The 23,871-nt window shown below is 74.1% G+C and carries 13 protein-coding genes; 12 read left to right on the top strand and 1 reads right to left on the bottom strand.

The window, feature by feature from the left end:
• Positions 1-21 precede the first annotated feature (21 nt).
• From ACTHAM_RS16470 to ACTHAM_RS16420, 11 genes are all read left to right on the top strand, one after another.
• Positions 22-597, top strand: a complete 576-nt coding sequence (locus ACTHAM_RS16470) for a hypothetical protein (protein ID WP_440689430.1) — start codon at positions 22-24, stop codon at positions 595-597.
• Positions 594-2,021 (top strand): AAA family ATPase, encoded by a 1,428-nt coding sequence (locus ACTHAM_RS16465; protein WP_440689429.1) that lies wholly within the window; start codon positions 594-596, stop codon positions 2,019-2,021. Before ACTHAM_RS16470 ends, ACTHAM_RS16465 begins: the two co-directional genes overlap by 4 nt.
• Complete coding sequence (locus tag ACTHAM_RS16460; protein ID WP_440689427.1) at positions 2,018-3,343, top strand: hypothetical protein; 1,326 nt, start codon at positions 2,018-2,020, stop codon at positions 3,341-3,343. Before ACTHAM_RS16465 ends, ACTHAM_RS16460 begins: the two co-directional genes overlap by 4 nt.
• Positions 3,340-4,323, top strand: a complete 984-nt coding sequence (locus ACTHAM_RS16455; protein ID WP_440689425.1) for a glutamate ABC transporter substrate-binding protein — start codon at positions 3,340-3,342, stop codon at positions 4,321-4,323. Before ACTHAM_RS16460 ends, ACTHAM_RS16455 begins: the two co-directional genes overlap by 4 nt.
• An 8-nt stretch (positions 4,324-4,331) precedes the next feature.
• The gene (locus tag ACTHAM_RS16450; RefSeq protein WP_440689423.1) at positions 4,332-5,537 is read left to right on the top strand and encodes a hypothetical protein; all 1,206 of its coding nucleotides are present in this window, start codon (positions 4,332-4,334) and stop codon (positions 5,535-5,537) included.
• Positions 5,534-7,756: a tetratricopeptide repeat protein gene (locus ACTHAM_RS16445; RefSeq protein ID WP_440689421.1), complete on the top strand. Its 2,223-nt coding sequence runs from the start codon at positions 5,534-5,536 to the stop codon at positions 7,754-7,756. The genes ACTHAM_RS16450 and ACTHAM_RS16445 overlap by 4 nt, the downstream gene beginning before the upstream one ends.
• The gene (locus ACTHAM_RS16440; protein WP_440689419.1) at positions 7,741-8,889 is read left to right on the top strand and encodes a protein phosphatase 2C domain-containing protein; all 1,149 of its coding nucleotides are present in this window, start codon (positions 7,741-7,743) and stop codon (positions 8,887-8,889) included. Before ACTHAM_RS16445 ends, ACTHAM_RS16440 begins: the two co-directional genes overlap by 16 nt.
• Entirely contained in the window at positions 8,886-10,169 is a 1,284-nt protein-coding gene (locus tag ACTHAM_RS16435) for a VWA domain-containing protein (protein WP_440689417.1), read from the top strand. Before ACTHAM_RS16440 ends, ACTHAM_RS16435 begins: the two co-directional genes overlap by 4 nt.
• The gene (locus tag ACTHAM_RS16430; protein ID WP_440689415.1) at positions 10,166-10,933 is read left to right on the top strand and encodes an FHA domain-containing protein; all 768 of its coding nucleotides are present in this window, start codon (positions 10,166-10,168) and stop codon (positions 10,931-10,933) included. Before ACTHAM_RS16435 ends, ACTHAM_RS16430 begins: the two co-directional genes overlap by 4 nt.
• A 120-nt stretch (positions 10,934-11,053) precedes the next feature.
• The gene (locus tag ACTHAM_RS16425; protein WP_440689413.1) at positions 11,054-17,308 is read left to right on the top strand and encodes an Ig-like domain-containing protein; all 6,255 of its coding nucleotides are present in this window, start codon (positions 11,054-11,056) and stop codon (positions 17,306-17,308) included.
• Positions 17,309-17,310: 2 nt separating this feature from the next.
• On the top strand, positions 17,311-21,069 hold the full coding sequence (locus ACTHAM_RS16420) for a family 43 glycosylhydrolase (protein ID WP_440689472.1): 3,759 nt from the start codon (positions 17,311-17,313) through the stop codon (positions 21,067-21,069).
• A 54-nt stretch (positions 21,070-21,123) separates the two neighbouring features.
• On the opposite strand, the gene ACTHAM_RS16415 is transcribed toward ACTHAM_RS16420, so the two are convergent.
• Positions 21,124-22,179, bottom strand: a complete 1,056-nt coding sequence (locus ACTHAM_RS16415; RefSeq protein ID WP_440689470.1) for a LacI family DNA-binding transcriptional regulator — start codon at positions 22,177-22,179, stop codon at positions 21,124-21,126.
• A 263-nt stretch (positions 22,180-22,442) separates the two neighbouring features.
• Between ACTHAM_RS16415 and ACTHAM_RS16410 the strand changes: the two genes are divergently transcribed.
• Positions 22,443-23,765: an ABC transporter substrate-binding protein gene (locus ACTHAM_RS16410; protein ID WP_440689411.1), complete on the top strand. Its 1,323-nt coding sequence runs from the start codon at positions 22,443-22,445 to the stop codon at positions 23,763-23,765.
• The last annotated feature ends 106 nt before the right edge of the window (positions 23,766-23,871 follow it).

Genomic DNA, 23,871 nt, shown 5'->3' with positions numbered 1-23,871 from the left:
GACGGGACGGGAGGGGTGCGGATGGGTGTCGGCGACCTGTTCGCGCGGCTGACCGGCCGCGCCGAGCCGGAGCGCGCGGCGCTGCCCTCTGCCCCGACGGCCGACGACCTCGAGGTGGCGCTCGTGCGCGTCGAGGCGATGGTGGCCGCCGGGGCCGTGCCCGCGCCCGTGGCCTCGCGTGTCGCCCGGGTCGTGCGTGTCGTGCGGGACACCGTGCCGCGGCTCGACAGGCTCGGCGCGGGGTCGCAGGACGCGTACGACGTGATGGCCACCGCCACCCGCTACCTGCCCGAGGCGGTCGGCGCCTACCTGCGGCTGCCGCGCGAGTGGGCGAACTCCCGCCCGGTCGACAACGGGCGGTCGTCGTTGCTGGTGCTCGTCGACCAGCTCGACCTGCTCGGTCGCACGATGGACCAGGTGCTCGACGCGGTGACCAGGGCCGACGCGGTCGCCCTGGTCGCGCACGGGCGATTCCTGGCCGAGAAGTTCGGCCACCCCGAGGGGTCGGGTGCGCTCAGCCTGGGTGCCGCGCCCGTGGTGCCGCCCGCGTCTGCCGGTCCGGGTCAGCCCACGCCGCTCCCCGGGTCGACGTCGTGACGGCCCCGCTCGCGGACGCGCTCGCCGTGCTGTCGGCTGTGGCGTCCGCCGCCGGTGTCGACCCGGCCGAGGCTGCGCCGGAAGGGGCCCGCCTGGCGGCTGCCGTGGCCGAGTCCTCGCCCGGGGCGGCGGCGGACTGGTCCGTGCAGACCGGGACCGACGGCGGCACGCAGGCGTTCTTCGACGCGGCCTCGCGCGGGCGTCGGTGGCGGTCCGCGCCGACGGACCACCTGTCGTTGCTGGTCGCGTCGGGATCGCCGCACGCACGGGCGTACGCCGAGGCGCTGGTCGAGGTGACCGCGGCGGCCGCGACGCTCGGAGCGCCGACCGCGCGGGTCGCGGGCAACGCCGCGCTCGCCGGGGCGGCGCAGCTCGCCGCGCTGCCGGTGGCGGCGGACGCGGGCGGTGCCCGGCCGATGCTCGACCCACCCGCGCTCGGCCTGCCGGACGGGCTCCCGGGACAGGCCCCCGGGACCGACTCCGCGCATCCTGCGTCGGTCGCGGAGACCGACGCCCCGCCCGGGGTCGACGCGCCCGCGTCCGCCCCTGTCCCGCGCCGCAGCGCCGAGGAGCTGCTCGCCGAGCTCGACGAGCTCGTCGGCCTGGGCACCGTCAAGCGCGAGGTCCACCAGCAGGCCGCCGTGCTGCGCATGGAACGGCTCCGGGAGGCCGAGGGCCTGAGCACGCCCACGCTCACCCGGCACCTGGTGTTCACCGGCAACCCGGGCACCGGCAAGACGACCGTCGCCCGTCTGGTCGCCGGGATCTACGCCGCGCTCGGCGTGCTGAGCACCGGGCACCTCGTCGAGGTCGACCGCGACGACCTCGTGGCCGGCTACCTCGGGCAGACCGCGCCGCGCACCACCGCAGTCGTGGAGAAGGCGCGTGGCGGCGTGCTGTTCATCGACGAGGCCTACGCGCTCGTCGGCGACGACTACGGCCGTGAGGCCGTCGACACCCTGGTCAAGGCCATGGAGGACGACCGCGGCGAGCTCGTGGTCGTCGTCGCGGGCTACCCCGGGCCGATGTCCGCGCTCATCGCGACGAACCCCGGCCTGGCCAGCCGCTTCCGCACGACCATCCACTTCCCCGACTACACCGACGAGGAGCTCGTGACGATCTTCGGGCTGCTCGTCGACGGCGGGGACTTCACCGCGGGCGAGGGCACGTCGGACCGGCTGCGGGAGATCCTCGCCGGCACGCCGCGCGACGAGGGCTTCGGCAACGGCCGGTTCGTGCGCAACCTGCTGGAGACCGCGATCGGCAACCACGCGTGGCGGCTGCGCGACGTCGCCGACCCCACCCCCGAGCAGCTGCGCACGCTGCTGCCCGAGGACCTCGAGGACCACAGCACCGCCGACCCGGCGGGTCCCGCCGTCACGCAGGGCACGCTCGACCCTGCACACCGAGGAGACGACACGTGACGATCACGGCCCCCACCCCGCCCGTGGCGGTCGGCCCGCCGGACCCCGGCGCGACCCCGCCGCCGACGAGCCCCGCCGCGCTGGCCGCGCGGGTGCGCGCCGCCCGGGGTCGACCGACCCCGGTGCGCATGCGCAGCCTCGCCGCGGCGCTCGTCGTGGTCGGCCTGCTCGTCTCGGCGACCGTCGGCTGGTCCTTCTGGTCGGCCGACCGTGCCCTGGGGCGTGCCGACGCGAACGCCGCACAGCTCGTCCGGCTGCAGGACCTGCAGACCCGGCTCGTGCGGGCCGACGCGGACGCGACCAACGCGTTCCTGGTCGGCGGCCTCGAGCCGGCCGACCAGCGCGCCGACTACGACCAGGCCATCGACGACGCCACCGTGCTCGTCACGCAGGCCGCCCGCGCGCAACCCGCCGACGGTGCCCTGCTCTCCGACCTCAACACCGCGATCGTGGCGTACACGAACGACGTCGAGCTGGCCCGGGCCGCGAACCGGCAGGGTCTGCCGGTGGGCTCCCAGTACCTGCGCAACGCCTCCGCGTCGCTGCGCGCCGACGCCCTGCCCGCCCTGGCCGCGCTCATCGATGCCGACGCCGCACGGGTGGAGGCCGAGCTCGACAACGCGCGCAACGCCTGGGCGCTGGCCACCGTCGCCGGCCTGGTCGCGATCGCCGCGCTGGTGGGCGGGTCGGTCTGGCTGGCACGCCGCACGCACCGGTACCTGAACGGACGCCTGGTCGGCGCCGGCCTGGTGCTCGTCGCCCTGACCGTCGGCTCGACGGTCGTCCTCGGGTCGGTGACCTCGCAGGTCACGCACGTGCGCGACACCGACTACGCGGGGGCTCTCGCGCTCGCGCAGGCCCGGCTGACGGCCTACGACGCGAAGGCCGACGAGTCGCTCACGCTCATCGCCCGCGGCAGTGGCGGCGCGTTCGAGGAGGCCTGGGTGGCCTCGGCCGCCGCGACCGTGGCCTCGCTGCAGACCGCCACGGACGCCGGTGCGGTCTCGTCGACGGTCGCCCTCGAGTGGGACTCGTACGCGCAGCTGCACCACCAGATCCGTGCGCTCGACGACGGCGGGGCGTGGGACGACGCCGTCGCGGCCGCGACCGACCGCTCCGAGGGCTCGGCCAACGCGGCGTTCGCGGCCTTCGACACCTCCAGCGGCGACGCGCTCGACCGGGCGGGCCAGGCCACGTCGGCCGGGCTCGCGGACGCCGCCGGCGGTCTGACCCTGGCGACCTGGCTCGCGGTGCTCGCGGGTCTCGGGGTCGCCGCCCTGTGCTGGGGCGGGATCTCCCGCCGGATCGAGGAGTACCGGTGATCACGACCCGCCGCCCCCGCACCACCCTGATCGCACTGGCCGTGGCCGTGACGGCCCTGCTCGGCGCATGCAGCGGCACCGACGTCTACGCCGAGACGACCCTGCCCTCGCCCACGCCGAGCGCCGCCCCGACGACGGCCGCACCCACCGCGGCCGCCACCCCGGCCGTGTGCGCCGACCCGCTCGCCTCCTACGCGCCGCAGGGACCGCTGCCCGCCCCCGACGCGCTGCCCGCCGGCTCGACGATGGCCGAGATCCGCGCGCGCGGCCGGCTCGTCGTCGGGGTGTCCGCCGACTCCCTGCTGCTGGGCGCACGCAACCCGATCAGCGGGCAGATCGAGGGCTTCGACATCGACATGGCCCGGCTCGTGGCGCAGGCGATCCTCGGCGACCCCGACGCGATCGAGCTCAAGGTCATCACCGCCGCGCAACGCATCCCGTCGCTGCAGGACGGCACGGTCGACCTCGTGGCCCGCAACATGACGATCACGTGCGACCGGTGGTCGCAGATCGCGTTCTCGGCCGAGTACTACGAGTCCGGCCAGAAGGTCCTCGTGCCGCTCGCCTCGACGGCGACCTCGCTCGACGACCTGGCCGGCCAGCGCGTGTGCGCACCGGCCGGCACGTCCAGCCTGGCGAACCTCGCCGACCACCCCGACGTGGTGGCCGTCGCGGCGACCACGCACACCGACTGCCTCGTGCGGTTCCAGCAGGGGCAGGTCGACGCGATCACCGGGGACGACACCGTGCTCGCCGGCCTGGCCGCGCAGGACCCGTACGCGAAGGTCGTCGGCGAGGCGTTCACGCAGGAGCCGTACGGCCTGGGCATGAACAGCGACGACGTCGACCTGGTCCGGTTCGTCAACACGGTGCTCGAGCAGGCGAAGGCCGACGGCACCTGGACCGCCTCGTACGACCGGTGGCTCGCAGACGCGCTGGGTGCCGCACCCGTGCCGCCCGTTGCCGTGTACGGACGGTGACGGCCGCCGTGGCCGACGCCCCCGTCGTCGCACCCGACGCACCCGCGGCACCCTCGGGCTGGGGGCGCCCCGTCGACCCGGCGGCGACCGCGACCTACCTCGAACGCCTCGCCGCCTGGCGTGCGGGTCGCCGCGCCGAGCTCGACGCGCTGGACACCGCGGCGCTCGCCTCCGGCGGGAACGACGTCACCGCGGACGTGACGCTCGCGATGGCCGTGTTCCAGACCGTCGCAACCCGCCACGACGAGCTGCTGCGCGTCTGGGCCGGTGGACGCGTCGGTCCCGTCGAGCTGTCCCGGCTCTCCGCGCTGGTCTGGGGTCGCACCGACCCTGCGGCCACGGCCGGAGGCGTGGCGGGTGCGGACCCGCACGGCGTCTCGCTGCCCGAGGCGTGCCGGCTCTCGGACGCCGTGACCGCCCAGCTGAGGCAGCGGCTCGCGCTGACCACGGTCGGCGGCGACGTCGTGGCACGCCTCACCGCGCTGCGTGCCTCGGCCGAACGTGTCCGCGACCTGGTCGACGCGCTGCCGGCCGGCCCGGCCCGGGACGCCTCGGCCCGCCGGCTCGCGGACGTCGACCGCAGGCTCACCGAGGTGACCGACCGGGCCCGGCGCGGGGCCGACGTCGGCGGGCTGCTCGGCCCGCTGGACAGCGACGTGGCCACGGCCGAGCGTGACCTCATCGTGGCCGGTGCGCGGGCACGCGACGACGCGCGCGACATCGCCCGGGCGACCTCCTGGCGGGCCGGGCTCGCGACGAGGGCCACCCGTCTGGAGGCCCTCGTCGAGCAGTGCGTGGCCGCGGTCGTCCCGGCGCCCGTGCTCGGCGTGCCGCGGGTCGACGCGCTCGGCCCGGTGCCCGCCGAGGCGGACGCCGTCGACGCGTACCTCGTCCGGCTCGATGCCGTCGAGCGGGCGCTGGCGCACGCCGAGGCCACCTACCAGGCGCCGCTGCGCGAGGTCGAGGACCTGCGCGGTCTGCTCGGTGCCTCGGACGCGCAGGCCGTCGCCCGCGGGCGCGAGGGGCTTCCCGAGGTCGGGGCGCTCGCCGGGGTGGCCGCCGAGGTGCTGGCCGCCCGACCCGTCGACCTGCCTCGCGCACGGGCGCTCGTTGCCGCCTACCGGGTGCTGCTCGACGCCGCCCCGACCGCCGTCACCCCACCCGCGGGGCCCGCCCGCCCCGCCTCCCCGACCGCCCCTGGACGGAGCTCATGACCTGCACGCAGCCCGGTTGCACCGGGACGATCCTCGACGGGTACTGCGACGTCTGCGGCACCCCCGGCCCCGACGGGTCGACCGGCGCCGCTGCCACCGCCGGACCCACGGGTGCACCCGCCGGCACCGACGAGGCGGTGTCCACCCGCACGTCCAGCCAGCGCCTGGCCTCCACCGCGATCGGGTCGGCACGCACGGGCCGCACCGGGACCACGCGCCGGGTCGGCTCGTCGTCGACCCGGCTGCGCGCCGCACGGCTCGGCGCCGGGCTGACCACGATCGCCCCGGCGCCCGCGGTCGACGCGGCCGCCGCACTCATGGCCGACCCGCAGGTCGCCGAGGAGAAGCGGTTCTGCCCGTCCTGCGGGGCGCCCGTCGGGCGTGCCGTGGGGGACCGGCCCGGACGTACCGAGGGGTTCTGCCCGCAGTGCCGCAACGCGTACTCGTTCGCGCCCAAGCTGCACCCCGGCGACCTCGTCGGCGGGCAGTACGAGGTCGCCGGCGCGCTCGCCCACGGTGGCCTGGGCTGGATCTACCTCGCTCGCGACAAGAACGTGTCCGACCGCTGGGTGGTCCTCAAGGGCCTGCTCAACACCGGTGACGCCGACGCGCTCGCCGCGGCGATCGCCGAACGGCAGTTCCTCGCCCAGGTCGAGCACCCGCGCATCGTCGAGATCTACAACTTCGTCACGCACGACGGTGCCGGGTACACCGTCATGGAGTACGTCGGCGGGCACTCCCTCAAGGGCCTGCTCAAGGACCGCATGGCGGCTGCGGGGCGCTACGACCCGTTCCCGCTCGACCAGGCCATCGCCTACGTCCTGGAGATCCTGCCCGCGTTCGAGTACCTGCACGACCTGGGCCTGGTCTATTGCGACTTCAAGCCGGACAACCTCATCCAGATCGGTGACGACGTCAAGCTCATCGACCTGGGCGGCGTGCGTCGGCTGGACGACCAGGACTCGGCGATCTACGGCACGGTCGGCTACCAGGCCCCCGAGGTCGCCGAGATCGGCACCTCGATCGCCTCCGACGTGTACACGCTCGGGCGGACCCTGCTGGTGCTCGCGATGGAGTTCCGCGGGTACCAGTCGACGTACGTCGACTCGTTGCCGCCGGTCGCGCAGACGCCGCTGTTCCAGCGGTACGACTCGTTCTACCGGTTGATCAGCAAGGCGTGCGCCGCCAACCCGGACGACCGGTTCGCCTCGGTCGCCGAGCTGCGCGTGCAGCTGCACGGGGTGCTGCGCGAGGTCGTCGCGCACGACCGTCCCGAGGGTGGTGCCGCGCGCGACGTGGCACCCTCGCTGCTGTTCACCGCCCCGGACAGTGCCGCGGCGACCCTGACCTGGGAGCACCTGCCGCTGCTGCGGCCGGACACCGCGGACCCGCAGCTGGCCTGGTTGGCGACCGTGGACGTCCCGGACGCACGCGCACGGCTCGCGCAGCTCGACGCCGCGCCGCAGCGGTCGGCGGAGGTGCTGCTGGCGATGGGCAGGGCCGCGCTCGAGGCCGGGCTGACGGACCGGCTCACGCAGGCGACGGACGAGCTGCTGGCGGCGGACGCGTGGGACTGGCGTGCGGTGTGGTTGCAGGGCCTCGGTGCCCTGGCGGCCGGTGACGGGAAGCGGGCGCAGGCCTCGTTCAACGCCGTGTACGGGCAGGTCGCCGGTGAGCTGGCGCCCAAGCTCGCGCTCGCGGCGGCCTGCGAGGCGTCCGGGGAGCCGGACATCGCCGAGGCCCTGTACCTGACCTGCGCGCGCACCGACGGCGCGTACGTGCCGCCGGCCGCGTTCGCGATCGCGCGGATCCGGGCGGCCCGCGGCGACGGTGGGGGCGCGGTCGCGGCGCTCGACCTGGTGCCGCCGACCTCACGCGCGTACACCGAGGCGCGGCGGCGCCGGGCGGTGACGCTCGTGGCGTCCGACGGTGGGCTGCCCGCGCTGGCCGAGGCGATGGCCTCGATCGAGGGTGTGGGCGTCGACCCGGTCGACGGTGCGTGGCTGACGGCGGACGCGCTGGCCCGGGCGCTGGCGATCGTGCAGGCCTCCGGGCCGCAACCGGCGCTGCGCATCGGGCAGTACGCGGCGGCCGAGGAGCCGCTGCGGGACGGCCTGGAGAGCACCTACCGGCGGCTCGCCGAGACCGCCGGCACGCCGCAGGAGCGCGTGGTGCTGGTCGACGCGGCCAACGAGGTCCGTCGATGGACGCTGCGATGACCGGCCCGGAGGCCGAGCCCCGCACGTGCGCGCACTGCGGCACCGTCGCGGCCGCCGATGCCGTGTTCTGCGAGGCGTGCGGGGCCGACCTGCCGGTCCTGGCGACGGTGACGGCCGCCGGGGACCCGCGGCCCACGGCGGCCACGTCGGGCAGCAGCGCCGTGACCACGCCGCTGCGAGCGGTCGCCGCCGCGCACACGGCCGCCGCGGAGACCGCCCCGCTGTGCCCGGACCCGGCGTGCGGGGGGCCGGTCGACGCCGACGGCTACTGCACGGTGTGCGGCACGCTCGCCCCGCGGCCGCGGGACCACATGGTCGAGGCGCCCGCGGGCTGGATCGCCTCGGAGTCGGACCGGGGTCGGCGTCACCACCGCAACGAGGACGCCGCTGCGCTGGCCGCCGACCCGGCGCCCGGCAGCTGGGCGGCGCTCGTCGTGTGCGACGGGGTGTCGACCTCGGAGAGCTCGCACGTGGCCTCGTTGGCCGCTGCCCGGGCCGCCCGGGACGTCCTGGTGCGTGAACGCGGTGCGGGCCTCGCGCAGGGGTCGGCGCTGCAGGCGCTGTCCGCCGGTCGGCTGGTGGCCGCGGGCGCTGCGGCGGCTCGTGCGGTGGCGGCGGTCACGCTCGCCGAGCACGTCGACTCGCCGCCGTCCTGCACGTTCGTCGCGGCGCTCGTCGACGGGCACCGGGTGACGGTCGGGAACGTCGGCGACTCGCGCGCGTACTGGGTGCCCGACGGCGCCGAGGCGCAGGTGCTCACCGGCGACGACTCGGTGGCCGCCGACCAGGTGCGGGCCGGTGTGCCGCGTGCGCAGGCCGAGGCCGGTCCGCAGGCGCACGCGATCACCCGCTGGCTCGGCGTCGACGCCGACGACCAGGTCCCGACGGTGACGCACCTGGAGGTCGGCGCACCTGGTTGGCTGGTGCTCTGCTCCGACGGGCTCTGGAACTACTGCTCGGAGGCGAGCGACCTGGCGGACCTGGTGCGCGGGGCGGTCGCGTCCGCGGGCGGCGACCCGGCCGCGGCGTGCACGTCGTTGGTCGGTTGGGCGAACGAGCAGGGTGGCAAGGACAACATCACGGTGGCGCTGGCCCGGCTCGGCGCGACGACCGACGAAGGAGAACCCGCATGAGCAGCTTCACGGCCGCGGTCTACCAGAACGAGTTCCTGGCCGACGGGTCGACCGACGTGCACGCGATCGTGACGGTCGAGTGCACCGGCGCGGGGCAGGCCGGTCAGCAGGGCACCGGTGAGGCGGCCGAGCTGATCATCGTCGACTGCTCGGGCTCGATGGGCCCCGAGGGCATCCGGGCGGTGCAGGCCGCGGCGGCCGCGGCGCTCGACCAGATCCTGGACGGCACGTGGTTCGCGGTCGTGGCGGGCAACCACCAGGCGTACGTGCTCTACCCGTACGACCCGCGGCGGCTGACGATGGCCCGCATGTCCCCGCAGGCCCGGCAGGCGGCACAGGCGTCGCTGGCGGCGTTGCGGCCGGAGGGCGGCACGGCCATGGGCACGTGGCTGGAGCTGGCGGCGACCCTGGTGCGGACGGCGCCGACCGTGACGCAGCGGCACGCGATCCTGCTCACCGACGGCAAGAACCAGCACGAGTCGCCGGCCGAGCTCGACGCACGCGTGAGCACCGCGGTGGGCACGCTGCAGGTCGACTGCCGTGGCGTGGGCGCCGACTGGGAGGTCGGCGAGCTGCGGCGGATCGCCCAGGCGCTGCTGGGCACGGTGGACCTGATCCCGCGGCCCGACCAGATGGCCGAGGAGTTCGCCGCGCTCATGCGGGCGTCGATGGCGCGCGGCGTCGCGGCGGCCGAGCTGCGGGTGTGGGCGCCGCAGGGCGCGCAGGTGCTGTTCGTGCGGCAGGTCTCGCCGTCGGTCGAGGACCTCTCGGCCCGTCGCACCGAGGTCAACCCGCTCACGGGCGCGTACCCGACGGGCTCGTGGGGCGACGAGTCGCGCGACTTCCACGTCGCGGTCCGGCTGCCGGCCTCGCGCCCGCTGGGGCAGGAGCAGCTGGCGGCGCGCGTGCAGCTGGTCGTGGGCGGCGAGGTGCAGTCGCAGGGCCTGGTGAAGGCGAAGTGGTCGGACGACGACGAGCTGACGGCCCGGATCAACCCGGAGGTCGCGCACTACACGGGTCAGGCCGAGCTGGCCGAGGCGATCCAGGAGGGTCTGGCGGCGAAGGCGTCGGGCGACGACCGGACCGCGACCGCGAAGCTCGGGCGGGCGGCCCAGCTGGCGGCCGAGACCGGTAACGAGGAGGCGACCGCGAAGCTGCGCAAGGTCGTCGACATCGAGGAGCCGGCGACCGGCAAGGTGCGGCTCAAGCGTCAGGTGGACCGGCTCGACGAGATGGCGCTGGACACGGCCTCGACGAAGACGACCCGGGTGAAGCGGTGAGCGCGGGCACGTGCCCGCAGGGGCACCTCTCGCAGGCGGACGACTACTGCGACGTGTGCGGGGCGCCGATGTCGGCCTCGGCACCTGTGGTGGTTGCCGCTCCCGTCCCCGCCGGTCCGCCGTCCGCGGCCCCGGCGGCACCGACGGTCGAGCTGCCGTGCCCGAACTGCGCCCTGCCGAACCTGCCCGGTGCGCTGTTCTGCGAAGGGTGCGGCTACGACTTCACCACGGGGGCGCTGCCGCGGACCACAGCACCGGTCTCGGGCGCGGCGTCGGGCCCGGACGTGAACGCGGCGGCCCCCGACGCCGCGGTGGTCCTGTCGGCACCGGTCGCGCCGGCCGTCCCGTTGGAGTGGGTCGCCGAGCTGTGGGTCGACCCGGACTGGTACGCCGAGCAGGACTCCACCGAGCCGTGCCCGTCGCCGGGGCTGCCCGTGTCCGTGCCGCTCACGGTCCGGTCGCTGCTGGTGGGCCGGGTGTCGCGGTCGCGGGGCATCCATCCGGAGATCGACTGCGATGGTGATGAGGCCGTCAGCCGCCGTCAGGCGCAGCTGACCACGGACGGCACGCGCTGGTTCGTGGAGGACCTCGCGTCGTCGAACGGCACGTACGTAGGCCCGGCATCTGGCCCGCTGCCGACGGTGCCCCTCACGCCGGGGCAGCGTCGTGAGCTCGCGGAGGACGACCGCGTGTACGTCGGTGCGTGGACGAGGCTCGTGGTGCGGCGTGCGACGCCGGAGGAGCAGGCCTCGGGCGTGGTCTGAGCCTGGGGGAGGTCACACTCTCGCTGATACCGAAAACACCGAAAAGGGTTGCTGCCAGCAGGACGCCATGGCACGCTTCGGGTGAATTCGTTGCTTTCTCAGCGTAGAGAGGCGTTCGACGTGACCCCGACCGCACCTTCGCGACACCGGGCGCGCCGCCCGTTCGTCGCCGGACTCGCAACCCTTTGCCTTGCCGCGACCACCCTCGCCCCCCTCGCCGCCGCGGCGGCACCCGGCGCCGAGGTACCGCAAGCCAGCCTCGGGTACCCGACGTTCAGCGGCTCGGCGAACCCGGTGCCCACGACCGGTGTGGACTACACGCCGTCGGCCTACCTGCAGCAGGTGTTCGACCAGGACGTCGCGCAGGGCGCCGGCACCGCACCGGGCCAGGACTTCTGGATCGACCGCATGCTCGCCCGCACCGGCCCGATGTACGACGGCACGGAGAACCTCGTCGCATTCACCCGCGGTCGCGCGGTGTTCATGAAGACGCACACCCCGACCGCGCTCGGCTGGGACGGTGACGTCGCCTACTGGGAGTCGCTCGGCAACGGCGGGGCGTTCACGTACACCGTCACCGTCGGCGGCTCACCCGTCACGCTCACCGAGCAGCCGTCGCAGCGCAGGCAGACCCCGAGCTACTTCACGAGCGTGTTCACCGGCAGCGGCTTGGTGCTCGAGCAGACGAAGTACATCACCGACCAGGACGTCATGGTCGCCGGCGTCACGGTCACCGACACCAGCGGCGCGGCACGCGCCGTGCAGCTCGTGGCCACGTCCCCGCAGACCACGCACGCCGAGGGCGACGAGCTCGTCGGCGCCGAACGCGTGTTCAACGACCTGACCACGGTGTACCCGCGGTTGTCCGGCGACGGGTTCACGGCGCAGGGGCAGAGCCTCGTCGCCGACCTCGCGGTGCCCGCGGGCGGCTCGGCCACCACCAAGCTGCAGCTCGGCATGCTCACCGACGAGCGCCCCGCCACCGCCGCCGACTACGCGGCCTACCGGGCGGCCAGCCCCGCCGAGGCGTTCCGCACCCACGTCACCGCCTACAACAAGTGGTGGGCCGACAACGTCCCGTACCTCGACACGCCCTCGGACGACATCGACAAGACGCTCTTCTACCGCTGGTGGCTCATGCGGTTCAACTACCTGGACGCGGACATCCCCGGCAACGACTACCAGTTCCCGACCTCCATGGAGGGCGTGCTCGGGTACGACAACGCGATCGTGCTGACGGTCGGCATGTTCGTCGACGACCTGAAGTACTTCCGCGACCCGGCCTACTCCTACGGGCCCGTGGTGTCCGTCGGCGAGACGTCCAAGGGCGGCAAGTTCGTCGACAACCCCGGCGACCCCGCGAACTGGTCGAACAGCTACACGCAGTACATCACCGAGGCCGCCTGGCGGGCCTACGAGCTGCACGGCGGACCCGGCGCGATCGGCGCCACGCTCGGGCAGCACTCGCAGGATGACGTCGAGGGTCTGCTCGCCGCCTACGACTCCAACGACAACGGCCTCATCGAGTACTCGTGGGGTGCGATGACCGGCAACGACGCCGACGCCGTCTCGTTCCACTGGACCGGGCACGGCTCGAACATGGACCGCACGGAGAGCGCCTACCTGTACTCCAACGCCAAGGCCGCCGCCGAGCTGTTCCGCGTCGCCGGGCAGGACGAGAAGGCCGCGCACATGGAGGCGCTGGCCGCCCGGGTGCGGTCCGCGGTGCTGCAGTACCTGTGGGAGCCGGCGCAGTCCACACCCGACAAGGTCGGGCTCACCGGCAACCTGCTCAAGCACCGCATGACGCAGGACGGCACGCTCAACCCGTACAAGGAGATCAACAACTACTACCCGTTCACCGTCGGCCTCATGCCGAAGCAGGGCGACCCCGACTACGACCCGTCGTACGTCGAGGCGCTACGCCTGTTCGCCGACGCCGACCAGTACCCGGTGTTCCCCTTCTACACGGCCAACCAGGTCGACAAGGCGGACTCCCCGGAGGCCGGGTCGAACAACTTCTCGGTCATCAACTCCACCGTCATGTTCCGCATGCTCGCCTCGGTGCTGCGCGACTACCCCTCGCCGTACGTCGACGCCGACACCTACAAGCAGCTCCTGTACTGGAACGCCTGGTCGCACTACCAGGGCGGCGACAACCGGCAGCCCAACCAGAACGAGTTCTGGTCGAACGGCTCCGCGGCCGACGGCGGGTCGATCGGGTACCGCTCGTGGATCCACCACACGATCCTCGGGGCGACCAACTTCACCGTGATCGAGGACGCCATGGGCCTGCGGCCCCGGGCCGACGGCAAGGTCGAGCTCGACCCGATCGACATCGACTGGCCGTACTTCACGGTCGACAACGTCCGCTATCACGACCGCGACCTGTCGGTCGTGTGGGACCAGACCGGGGAGCACTACGGACCTTCGGTGCCCGCCGGGTACTCGGTGTACCTCGACGGTGAGCTGGCCTTCACCGTCGACGACCTCGCCCACGTCGTCTACGACCCGGCGACCGGCCAGGTCGAGCTGCCCGACGGCGGCGCCCAGGTCGTCACCGCCACCGGCACCACGCTGGCCGCCGCGTCCGACGTCCGGTTCGAGGCCGGCTCGCGCGTGATCGACGTGTTCGCCAAGGCAGGCACCGACATCGCGACCGAGTCGACCGGTTCCGTGAACCTCGCGGCAGGCCGACCGGTCACCGCGACCTTCGAGGCGACCGGGCGGACCGCCGGGGGCGCGGTGGACGGCTCCACCGCGAACGAGCCGTTCTGGGGCACGGTCGGCTCGCCGAACGCCACCGACCAGCTCGAGGTCGACCTCGGCTCGGCCCAGCCCGTGGACGACGTGCGGCTCTACTTCTACCGGTCGTCGTCCACCGCGACCGTCGCCGGGTACGCGGCCCCGTCGCTGTACACGCTCGAGTACCGCGACGCGGCCGGGTGGCACGTCATCCCGCAGCAGGCCCGTACCCCCGTCTACTCCACGGCCAACTACAACCGGGTGCAGTTCCCGCAGGTCACGGCCGACCGGCTGCGCGTCACCGTGACCCATGCGTCGGGCTTCCGCACCGGTCTCAAGGAGATCCAGGCCTACGCCACGGGCGTCGCGGCGCCGCCGTCCACCAACGCCGCACCGAAGGCCTCCGCCTACCGCGACCCGACGTACGACCAGCCCGGGCAGGTGCGGCTGATCGGCACGGTCAGCGACGACGCGCAGCCCGCCGGCACGCTGACCAGCAGCTGGTCCGTGCTCAGCGCACCCGAGGGCGCCGAGGCCATCGTCGCCAGCCCCGCGGCGGCCACCACCGTCGTGCGGTTCGACACCAGCGGCCGGTACGTGCTGCGGCTGACTGCCTCCGACGGCGAGCTCAGCACCGCCACCGACGTCGTGGTCGACGCGCAGATCAGCGCGTCCGCGAAGGTCAACGTCGCCACCGACGCCACCGCCTCGGCCTCCGCGGTCACCGGATGGAACCGGGTCGCCGCCATCAACGACGGCAACGCCTCCTACCCGATCGCCGCCGAGTCCGACGCCTGGGCCACCTGGGGCACGGCCGCCGGTGCCGGCAACACCTACACCGCACGGCTCACCTGGCCGACGCCGGTGCGCGTCGACGAGTCGCGCGTCCTGTTCCACTCCAATCGCGACCCCGGCGGCATCCTGCCGCCCTCGTCGTGGAACCTGGAGTACCTGGACGACGACGGCACCACGTGGCTGCCCGTCCCCGACCCGAGCGGGTACCCGACCGAGGACGGCACGTTCAACGCCGTCACGCACGGCTCCGTGACCACCACCTCGCTGCGGGCCACGCTCGTCCGCAACGGCTCGTCGTACCCCGGCATCATCGAGTGGCAGGCCCTCGCCGAGGAGCCCGTCGCGGTCGAGCAGGTCGCCGTGCGCACGCTCGTCGGCACACCACCCGTGCTGCCCGGCGCCGTCGAGGTCGTCTACGCCGACGGGACCCGCGTCGAACGGGCCGTGTCGTGGCAGGACGTCCCCGCGCAGGCCTACGCCGAGCAGGGCAGCTTCACCGTCCCCGGCTTCGTGTCCGGCACGTCGCGGCTCGCCCGGGCCACCGTCTGGGTCCGCCCGACGGACGCCGTGCAGATCAACACGTTCGCCCCCGTCGCCGTGACCACGGTGGCCGGCGCCGCACCGCAGCTGCCCGCCCGGGTGGTCGCCGTGCACAACGACGGGTCCGAGGCCTCGGTCGCGGTCACCTGGGACGCGATCGACCCGGCGCAGTACGCCTCCGCCGGTGAGCTCACCGTGCAGGGCACCGTGGCCGGCACCGACAAGCGGCCCGAGGCCACCGTGACCGTCACCTCGTCCGCACCGCAGGCACCGCAGGTCGCGCTGACCGCCGACCCGACCGCCCCCGCGAGCGGCTGGTACGCCGGACCGGTCACCGTGACGGTCACCGCCACCGACGACACCGACCCCGCCCCCACGGTCGAGGTCCAGCTCGACGGCGGGGCCTGGGCGGCGTACACCGCACCCGTGGCCGTCGGCACCGACGGGCAGCACGTCGTGCGGGCCCGTGCCACCGACACCGACGGTCTCGTCTCGCCGGTGCAGGCGCTCGCGGTCGCCGTCGACACCGTGGCCCCGACGGTCACGGCGACGTTCGACGAGGGTCGCCGTCGGCTCACGCTCACCAGCACCGAGACGGGTTCGGGCACCGCCTCCGTCGAGTACCGCGTCGGCGACGGGCCGTGGACCGCGTACGGCACGGGCGCGACCGTCGCGCAGCAGGCCACGGTGGCCTACCGGGCCACCGACCGCGCCGGCAACGTCTCGACGACCGGCACGCTCGACGTCCCGGCACCCGACCCGGATGCTCCGGTCAACATCGCCCCCAACGCGACCGTCACCGTCTCGGCGACGACCACGTGGAACCGCGCGACGGGCATCACCGACGGCGACGCCACGGTCCCCGTGACCTCGCAGAGCGCCGCGTGGGGCACCTGGAACATCGCCGGCGACACCCAGTGGGCGCGGCTCGACTGGCCCGCACCGGTCACCACGCAGGCCAGCCGTGTGCTGTTCTTCGACGACGGCGGGGGCATGCGCGCACCGTCGTCGTGGACGCTGGAGTACCTGCTCGAGGACGGCGCCACCTGGGCGCCCGTGCCGGGGGCCTCGCCGTACACGGTGACGACCGGGGCGTTCGACACGGTCACGCACGAGCCGGTCACCACCACGGCCCTGCGCGTCACCCTGACCAAGCCGGCGAGCGGGTACGTCGGTCTCGTCGAGTGGGAGGTCGACAGCCTGCCGGTCGTCCCGCTCGCGCTGGCCGTGCCCACCGAGCCGGTCACCGCAGGTGACGGCTTCACGGCGACGCTCACCGGCGGGGCAGCGGACACCGCCTACACGGTGACGCTGGAGCCGGACGGCCTCGCGCTCGGCACGCTCACCACGGACGCCACCGGCAGCGGCGTGCTGCACACCGCGACGCTGCCGCGCGACCTGACGGCAGGCGAGCGCACCGTGCAGGCCGTGGCGGGCGACAGCGCCGTCGAGGCGCCACTCACCGTGCAGGCCGGTCCGGCCGAGGCGGTCGTCGTGGCCGGGACCGTGCAGGTCGTCGGTGCCCCGCTCGTCGGGCAGGAGCTGCGGGCGGTGACCGAGGGGTGGGGGCCGGAGGGTGTCCGCCTGGCCTACCGGTGGTCCGTGGACGGCACGGTCGTCCGCGGCGCCACGTCGGCCACCTACACCCCGACGCGGCACGACCGCGGCGACCGGGTCACCGTCGAGGTCACCGGTCACCTCGACGGGTACGAGGGCCGTTCGGTCACCTCCGAGCCGACCGCGCCCGTGGCCACACCGGTCGTCCAGGCCGGTGCCGTCGCCCTGACCGGCACGGCACGCGTCGGCGAGCCGCTGCACGCCACCGCGACCGGTTGGGCGGACGGCGTCCGCCTGCAGTACCGGTGGAAGGTCGACGGTCGCGAGGTGCGCTGGGCCACCCGGTCCACGTACACCCCGCAGCCGGGCGACGTCGGCCGCTCGATCGTGGTCGAGGTCCGCGGCAGTCTGCCTGGTCACGACCCGTCCGGCTGGGTGTCCTCACCGCCGACCGTCACCGTGCAGCCCGGTGAGCTCACGTCACGCACCGTGACGATCACCGGCACGGCACGCACCGGCTCGACGCTGCGCGCCACGACCGACCGGTGGGAACCCCGCCCGGTCGAGCTGAGCTACCAGTGGTTCGTCGACGGGAACGCCGTGCGCGGCGCCACCCGGTCGACCTGGACCGTGCGCGGCGCCGATCGGGGCGACGTGATCACGGTGAGCATCACCGGCACGAAGGACGGCTACACGCCGGCCTCCCGCACCTCCTCCGGCGTGAAGGTGGGACGTTGACCATGCAGACGACGACGGTGAACCGCACGTTGCAGCCCCGGCGCCGCCGGTCGCTCGCCACCGTGCTGGTCGGTGCCCTGGTGGGCACGCTCGCGGCCGCGCTGCCGGCCGCCCCGGCCTCGGCGCAGGTGCCCGACCCGGTGCCTGTGCACTCGGCGGGCAACCCGATCCTGGCCGACGGCTCGTACTACTCGGCGGACGCCGCCCCCCTGGTCGTGGACGACACGCTGTACGTCTACACCGGGCACGACGAGGCGGCCGAGCAGCAGGCCGGGTTCGAGATGCACGACTACGGCGTGCTGGTGACCGACGACGTGGCATCGGGGGAGTGGCAGCACTACGCCGACGTCATGGACCCGGGCGAGGTGTTCGGCTGGGCGACCGGCAACAACGCCTACGCCGGGCAGGTCACCACGGGCGCCGACGGCCGTTACTACTGGTACGCCCCGGTGGAGTGGGACAACACGGCCGTGCCGAACCGCATGGCCATCGGTGTCGCGGTCTCCGACACCCCCGTCGGCCCGTGGGCGGACGCGATCGGGGAGCCGCTGCTGACGTGGACCGACGTGTTCGGCAGCAGCACCACCGGCCAGGAGGTCATCGACCCGCACGTCTTCACCGACGTCGACGGGCGCGTGTACCTGTACTGGGGCTCGTGGGGCGTGGCCCGGGCGGTCGAGCTGGAGCCGACGATGACGGCGACCACGGGCCCGATCAGCACGCTGTCGGGGCTGACGTCGTTCTACGAGGCGCCGTGGGTGTTCGAGCGTGAGGGCACCTACTACCTGGCGTACGACTGGAAGCAGGGCGGCAGCGAGTGCACGCCGTCCAACTACCAGGCGTGCATCGCGTATGCGACCGCCGACAGCCCGTTGGGGCCGTGGACGTACCAGGGGATCATCCTGGGCGGTACGTCGGCGACGACCGTGCACCCGTCGGTCGTCGAGCTCGACGGGCGGTGGTACCTGACCTACCACACGAAGGACGCCGTCGGCGGTGGGCACTTCCGCCGTTCGGTCGCGATCGACGAGGTCACCTGGGACGGCGACCGCATGAACCCGGTGGTCCAGACCCGGGCGGACGACCCCGCATACCGGCTGAGCGACAACCTCGCCACGGGTGCGCACGCCTCCGCCTCGTACACCGAGCAGCCCCCGATGACGTTGCGGGCGCTCAACGACGGCCGGGCCCTGACCGCGCTGCTGCCGCCCGACCAGTGGGGCAACTACCGCGGCACGACGATGACCCAGCAGACCGACTGGATCCAGTACACGTGGGACGCCCCCGTGCGCACCGGCGGTGTCGGCATCGAGCTGCACCGCGACGGCAACTGGATCCGGCCGCCGGCCTCCTGGACGGTGGAGTACCTGGACGCCGCGGGGGACTGGCAGCCGGTGCAGGGTGCGACGTACCCGACCGAGACCGATGTGTGGCACACCGTGGCCTTCACCCCTGTGACGACGACCGCGCTGCGGGCGACGTTCCGCGGGCAGGACGAGGGTGCCGCGGTGCACTCGGTGGCCGTCTCCGAGTGGGAGGTCTACGCGGTCGCGGCCGACGCGATCGAGCCGGTCGCCGTCGCGACGCGCACCGGTGAGGCGCCCGCGCTCCCCGCCGCCGTGCGGCTGCCGTTCGGCGACGCGGGCCGGCTGTGGGTCCCGGTCAGCTGGCGTGCGGTCGACCCGGCCGCGTACGCCGCACCCGGCACGTTCACCGTCGAGGGCCGTGCGCTCGGGCAGGCCGCCGCGTACGTGACCGCCACGGTCACGGTCGGTGACGGCACGGTCGACCCCGGTCCCGACGACACGACGGCCCCGACGGTGGTCCTTGCCGCCTCGGGCACCGCAGGCCAGGACGGCTGGTTCTCCTCCGCCGTGACCGTGCGTGCCGCGGCCGACGACGACGTCGACTACCTGCCGACCGTCGAGACCCGGGTGGGCGACGGCGCCTGGGCGAGCGCCCCCGGCGTCCGCTCGGTCGACGTGCCCGTCACCGCGCAGGGCCCGACGACCGTGCAGGCCCGGGCCCGCGACGCCGCCGGCAACCTCTCCGCCGAGGTGAGCCGCACGGTGAAGGTCGACACCACGGCACCGGTGGCCGGAGGCACGCTGGACGCCGCAACCCGCACGGTGACGCTCGACGCCTCCGACGCGCTGTCCGGCCTGGCGGTGCTCGAGCACCGGTGGGACGGCACGGGCGACTGGGTCGCGAGCACGCCGGGCACCACGGGCACCGCGGGTGCCGTCGTGCCGGCGCCTGACCCGCTGCCGCACGAGCTCACGTACCGCGCGCGCGACCTGGCCGGGAACGTCACCAGCGGGACCGTCCGGGTCCCCGTCGCCGACGGCGCCCAGCTGCAGGGCAACGTCGCGCCGTACGCCACGGCCTCGGCATCGTTCACCTCGGGCTGGGAGGACGTCGCCGGCCTCAACGACGGCACCAACGGCGTGCTGGAGGACGACGCGTCGAAGGTCGGTGCGAGCTGGGGCACGTGGGACCGCGTGGGTGAGCAGTGGGCCCAGCTGACCTGGGACTTCGACGTGACCGTCGACCAGGTGGGCGTGTGGTGGTACCAGAACGTGCCCGACGCGCAGAACGAGGGCCTCATCGCCCCCCGCAGCTGGGTGCTGCAGCACCAGGCGGCCGACGGCAGCTGGGTCGAGGTGACCCTGGCGGACGGTGCGACCTACGGACGCGACAGCGACGGGTTCGCGACCGTCGCGTTCGCCCCGGTCACCACGCGTGCGTTGCGGATCGTCGCCCAGTCCTGGGGTGCCGCCGCAGGTCAGGGCTCGGTCGGTATCCGCGAGTGGCAGGCGGTCGCTCCCGCGCCGGACGGCACCGTGACACCGGTGGCCCCCACGTTCACGCCCGCCACCACGTGCACGGCCGGCGTGCCCGACGCCGCGCGCGTGCAGGTGCCGACGGTCGAGGGCGTGGTCTACCGGGTCGACGGCCAGGTCGTGCAGGGCACGCTCGAGGTGGCGGCGGACGCGACGGTGACGGTCACCGCCGAGGCTGCCGACGGGTTCGTGCTGGCCGATGCGGCGGTGCGCGAGTGGGCGCAGACGTTCGTCGCCCCGCCGTGCCCGGTGGTGCTCGTCCCGGTCGCGCCGCAGGAGCCGACGTTCACCGGGTCGGTGTGCACCGACGGTGAGCCGGGGCCGGGCACGGTGACGGTGCCCGCCGTCGACGGTCTCGTGTACCGGGTCGACGGCAGCGTGGTCGAGGGCGCCGTCCAGGTGCCCCTCGGCACGACCGTGTCGGTGCTGGTGGGCCCGGCCGAGGGGTACGTGCTCGAACCGGGTCCGCAGGCCGTCACGTGGGCGTTCCGCGCCGACCCGGCGGACTGCTCGCCCGGGGTCGCGGTGACGCCGGGGAGCGTCACGGTGCTGGGGGTCGCGAAGGTCGGGCTGCCGTTGCGGGCAGTGACGTCGGGGTGGGAGCCGCGGGCAGTGCGCCTGGCGTACACGTGGTCCGCCGACGGTGCGGTGGTCGCCGGGGCGGAGTCGGCGACGTTCGTGCCGACGGCCGCGCAGCAGGGCACCGTGCTCACGGTGCGGGTGACGGGCTTCGGTGCGGGCCTGGTGTCCGCATCCACGGTGTCCGAGCCGACGGGCACCGTCGGGGCTCGCCCGTGGTGGCTGCCCGGGCATGACCGCACGGGGGCCGGGCTGGGCGGGGGGACGCCGCGGGAGTCGTCGAGGACCGACGGGGCGTGGTGGCTGCCGGATCCGACGTGGGGCGTCCCGTCGGAGTGACGGCCGGCCACCGGGTGCGCGGCCGCCCCTCCTGATCCCGTCGAGGCGGTGGGGTCAGGGGTGGGCGGCCGTGGGCTGCGCGGCGGGCCGGGGTCCGGTGGAGCCGCGCGGCACGAGCCGTGCCGGGATGGTCTCGGTGCCGGAGACCGGTGAGCCGTCGATCGCCTCGAACAGGCGCGCGGCGGCGCGACGGCCCAGCGTCTCCAGCTCCATGTCGACACTGGTCAGCTGCGGGCGGGCGTTGAGGGCCAGCAGCTCCCAGTTGTCGTACCCGCTGACGGCGATGTCGTCGGGCACCCGCCGACCGGCCTCGCGGAGTGTGTCGAGCACGCCTCGGGCGATCTGGTCGCTGCCGCACAGCACGGCGTCGACGTCGGGGTGCTGTGCGAGCACGATGCCGGCGGCGGTGCGGCCCCACTCCTCGGACCAGCTGCCGTAGAGCGCCTGGCCGCCGAGCATGCCGATGCCGGCGGCGTCGAGGGCCTGCACGGCGCCGGCGACGCGGTCGTGCGCGGCGCCGTAGCCGGGGTCGCCCATGACGACGGCGATCCGGGTGCGCCCGCACGCGAGCAGGTGCTCGGCGACCAGGCGACCGCCGCCGACGTTGTCGCTGACGATCGACATGTCGCGCGGGTCGGTCGAGGGGGCGTAGGCGTAGACCACGGGGATCGGCAGGGTGCGCCCGAGCGGCGGTCGCGGGTCGGGTCGTGCGCCCACGACGATGAGCCCGTCGACCCGGCGGCCGAGCAGGGCCTGCACGTGGAACTGCTCCCGCAGCGAGTCGCCGCGGGCGTCGCACAGGAACACCGACATGTTGCCGGTGCCGGCGGCGTCCTCGGCGCCCATGAGCGTGGGGATCGAGAACCGGCCGTCGAGGTCGTGGGTGACCAGGCCGACGGTGCCGGAGCGCCCGGACAGCAGGTGCTGGGCGAGCACGTTCGGCGAGAAGTTCAGCTGCTCGGCCGCGGAAACGACTCGCTCACGGGTTTCGGCCTTGACCTGGGCGCGTCCGTTGAGGGCCTTCGAGGCGGTCGCGATCGAGACCCCGGCGAGCTTGGCGACGTCCGAGAGGGTCGTCACCTTGCGTGCGTTGCTGCCGATCTCCTGCATGATCACCGCCTTCGTCGGGTCGGGGCTCGAGCCCCGCACCATCGTCCCGTTGATCGTAGCGGCCTCGGAGCGCGTGGTGCAGCGGCGCGTCGCTCCTGGTCAGCCGTCCGTGACGGTTGACGGCCGTGGGGTCCGCGAGTATGTTCACCGAAAAGGCTTTCGTCAGTGGTGACGGAGCGCCTCACGGAACGCGGTACCCCGCACGGCCCGCCCAGGGCCGCACGGGCTCAGCACTTCAACGACGAATGCTCGAGGAGAGAACGATGAGCAAGCGCTTGTTCCGATCGCGGGGGGCGCGAGGCGCGGCGGTGCTCGTGGTCGCCGGCCTCGCCCTGACCGGCCTGACGGCCTGCAGCAGCGACGACAGCACCACGCCCGGCGGCGGCGACGCCGCCACCATCGGCCCGGACGGGGTCGACGACGGCACCGAGCTGAGCATGTGGACCCGTGCCCCGCTCGAGCGCCAGGCCAAGGCCCTGGTCGAGGCGTACAACGCCTCCCACGAGAACCAGGTCAAGCTCGAGATCATCCCCAACGACGACATGGAGGGGAAGGTCGGCGGCGCCGCCACCAACGAGGACCTGCCCGACCTGCTCGCCGGTGACGTGGTGCGGCTGCCCTACTGGGTGGACAACGGTCTGTTCACCGACCTCACCGAGCAGATCGACGGGCTCGAGTACGCCGACGACATCACCCAGGGCCACGTCGACGCCGGCACCGACGCCGACGGCGCCAAGCACACCGTGCCGTTCGTCACCGACATCTCCGTCATGGTCTGGAACAAGGACCTGTACCGCGAGGCCGGCCTCGACCCGGAGAAGGGCCCCACGACGCTCGAGGAGTTCCGCGAGCAGGCGCAGGCGGTCGCTGACCTGAAGAAGCCCGGCGTCTCCGGCACCTACTACGGCGGCAACTGCGGCGGCTGCCTGGTGTTCACCTGGTTCCCCTCCATCTGGGCCTCCGGTGACGAGGTCCTCAACGACGGCGGCACGGAGGCGCTCCTGGCGAGCGACTCCGCCAAGGCCGTCTACGACACGTACGCGCAGCTCAACGCGTCCGGCGCGGTCGGCACCGGCTCCGAGGAGGAGAACGGCAGCACGTGGACGGCGCCGTTCTCCAACGGCACGGTCGGCGTGATGCAGTACCCCAACACCGCCGTGTACGCGGCGCAGGAGGCCGGCATCGACGTCGGGGTCGGCGCGATCCCCGGGGTCGACGGCGGGGAGTCGACGTTCCTCGGCGGCGACGCCATGGGTATCTCGAAGGACTCCGAGCACGTCGCCCAGGCCTGGAACTTCCTGTCCTGGATGCTCTCGGACGAGACCCAGCTCGAGGTCGTCGCCAAGGACGGCGAGGTCCCCGGACGCAACTCGCTGCTCGACAACAAGTACGCGCAGGAGAACCCGACCGCCCTGACGATGAACATGATCGCCGCGAGCGGACGCACCCCGGTCGCCCCGTACTTCTCGGAGGCGTTCAACGCGTCCGGCAGCCCGTGGGTGAACCTCATCCGCAACGCCACGTTCGACCAGACCGGCACGGTCGACGAGGACAACGACGCCATCACGGCGGTCCTCGAGCAGTAGCAGCAGGCGTGCGGTGGCGTACCGCCCGCGTCACGCAGCAGTACGCCCTGTCTCTTATACACATCTCGCAGGGGATAGTCAGATGACGCTGCCGACGACTCCGCGA

It is taken from the genome of Cellulomonas soli, from assembly GCF_052036975.1.
GTDB classification, from domain to species: Bacteria; Actinomycetota; Actinomycetes; order Actinomycetales; family Cellulomonadaceae; genus Cellulomonas; species Cellulomonas soli_A.
This window is presented reverse-complemented; position numbering and strand designations above follow the sequence as displayed.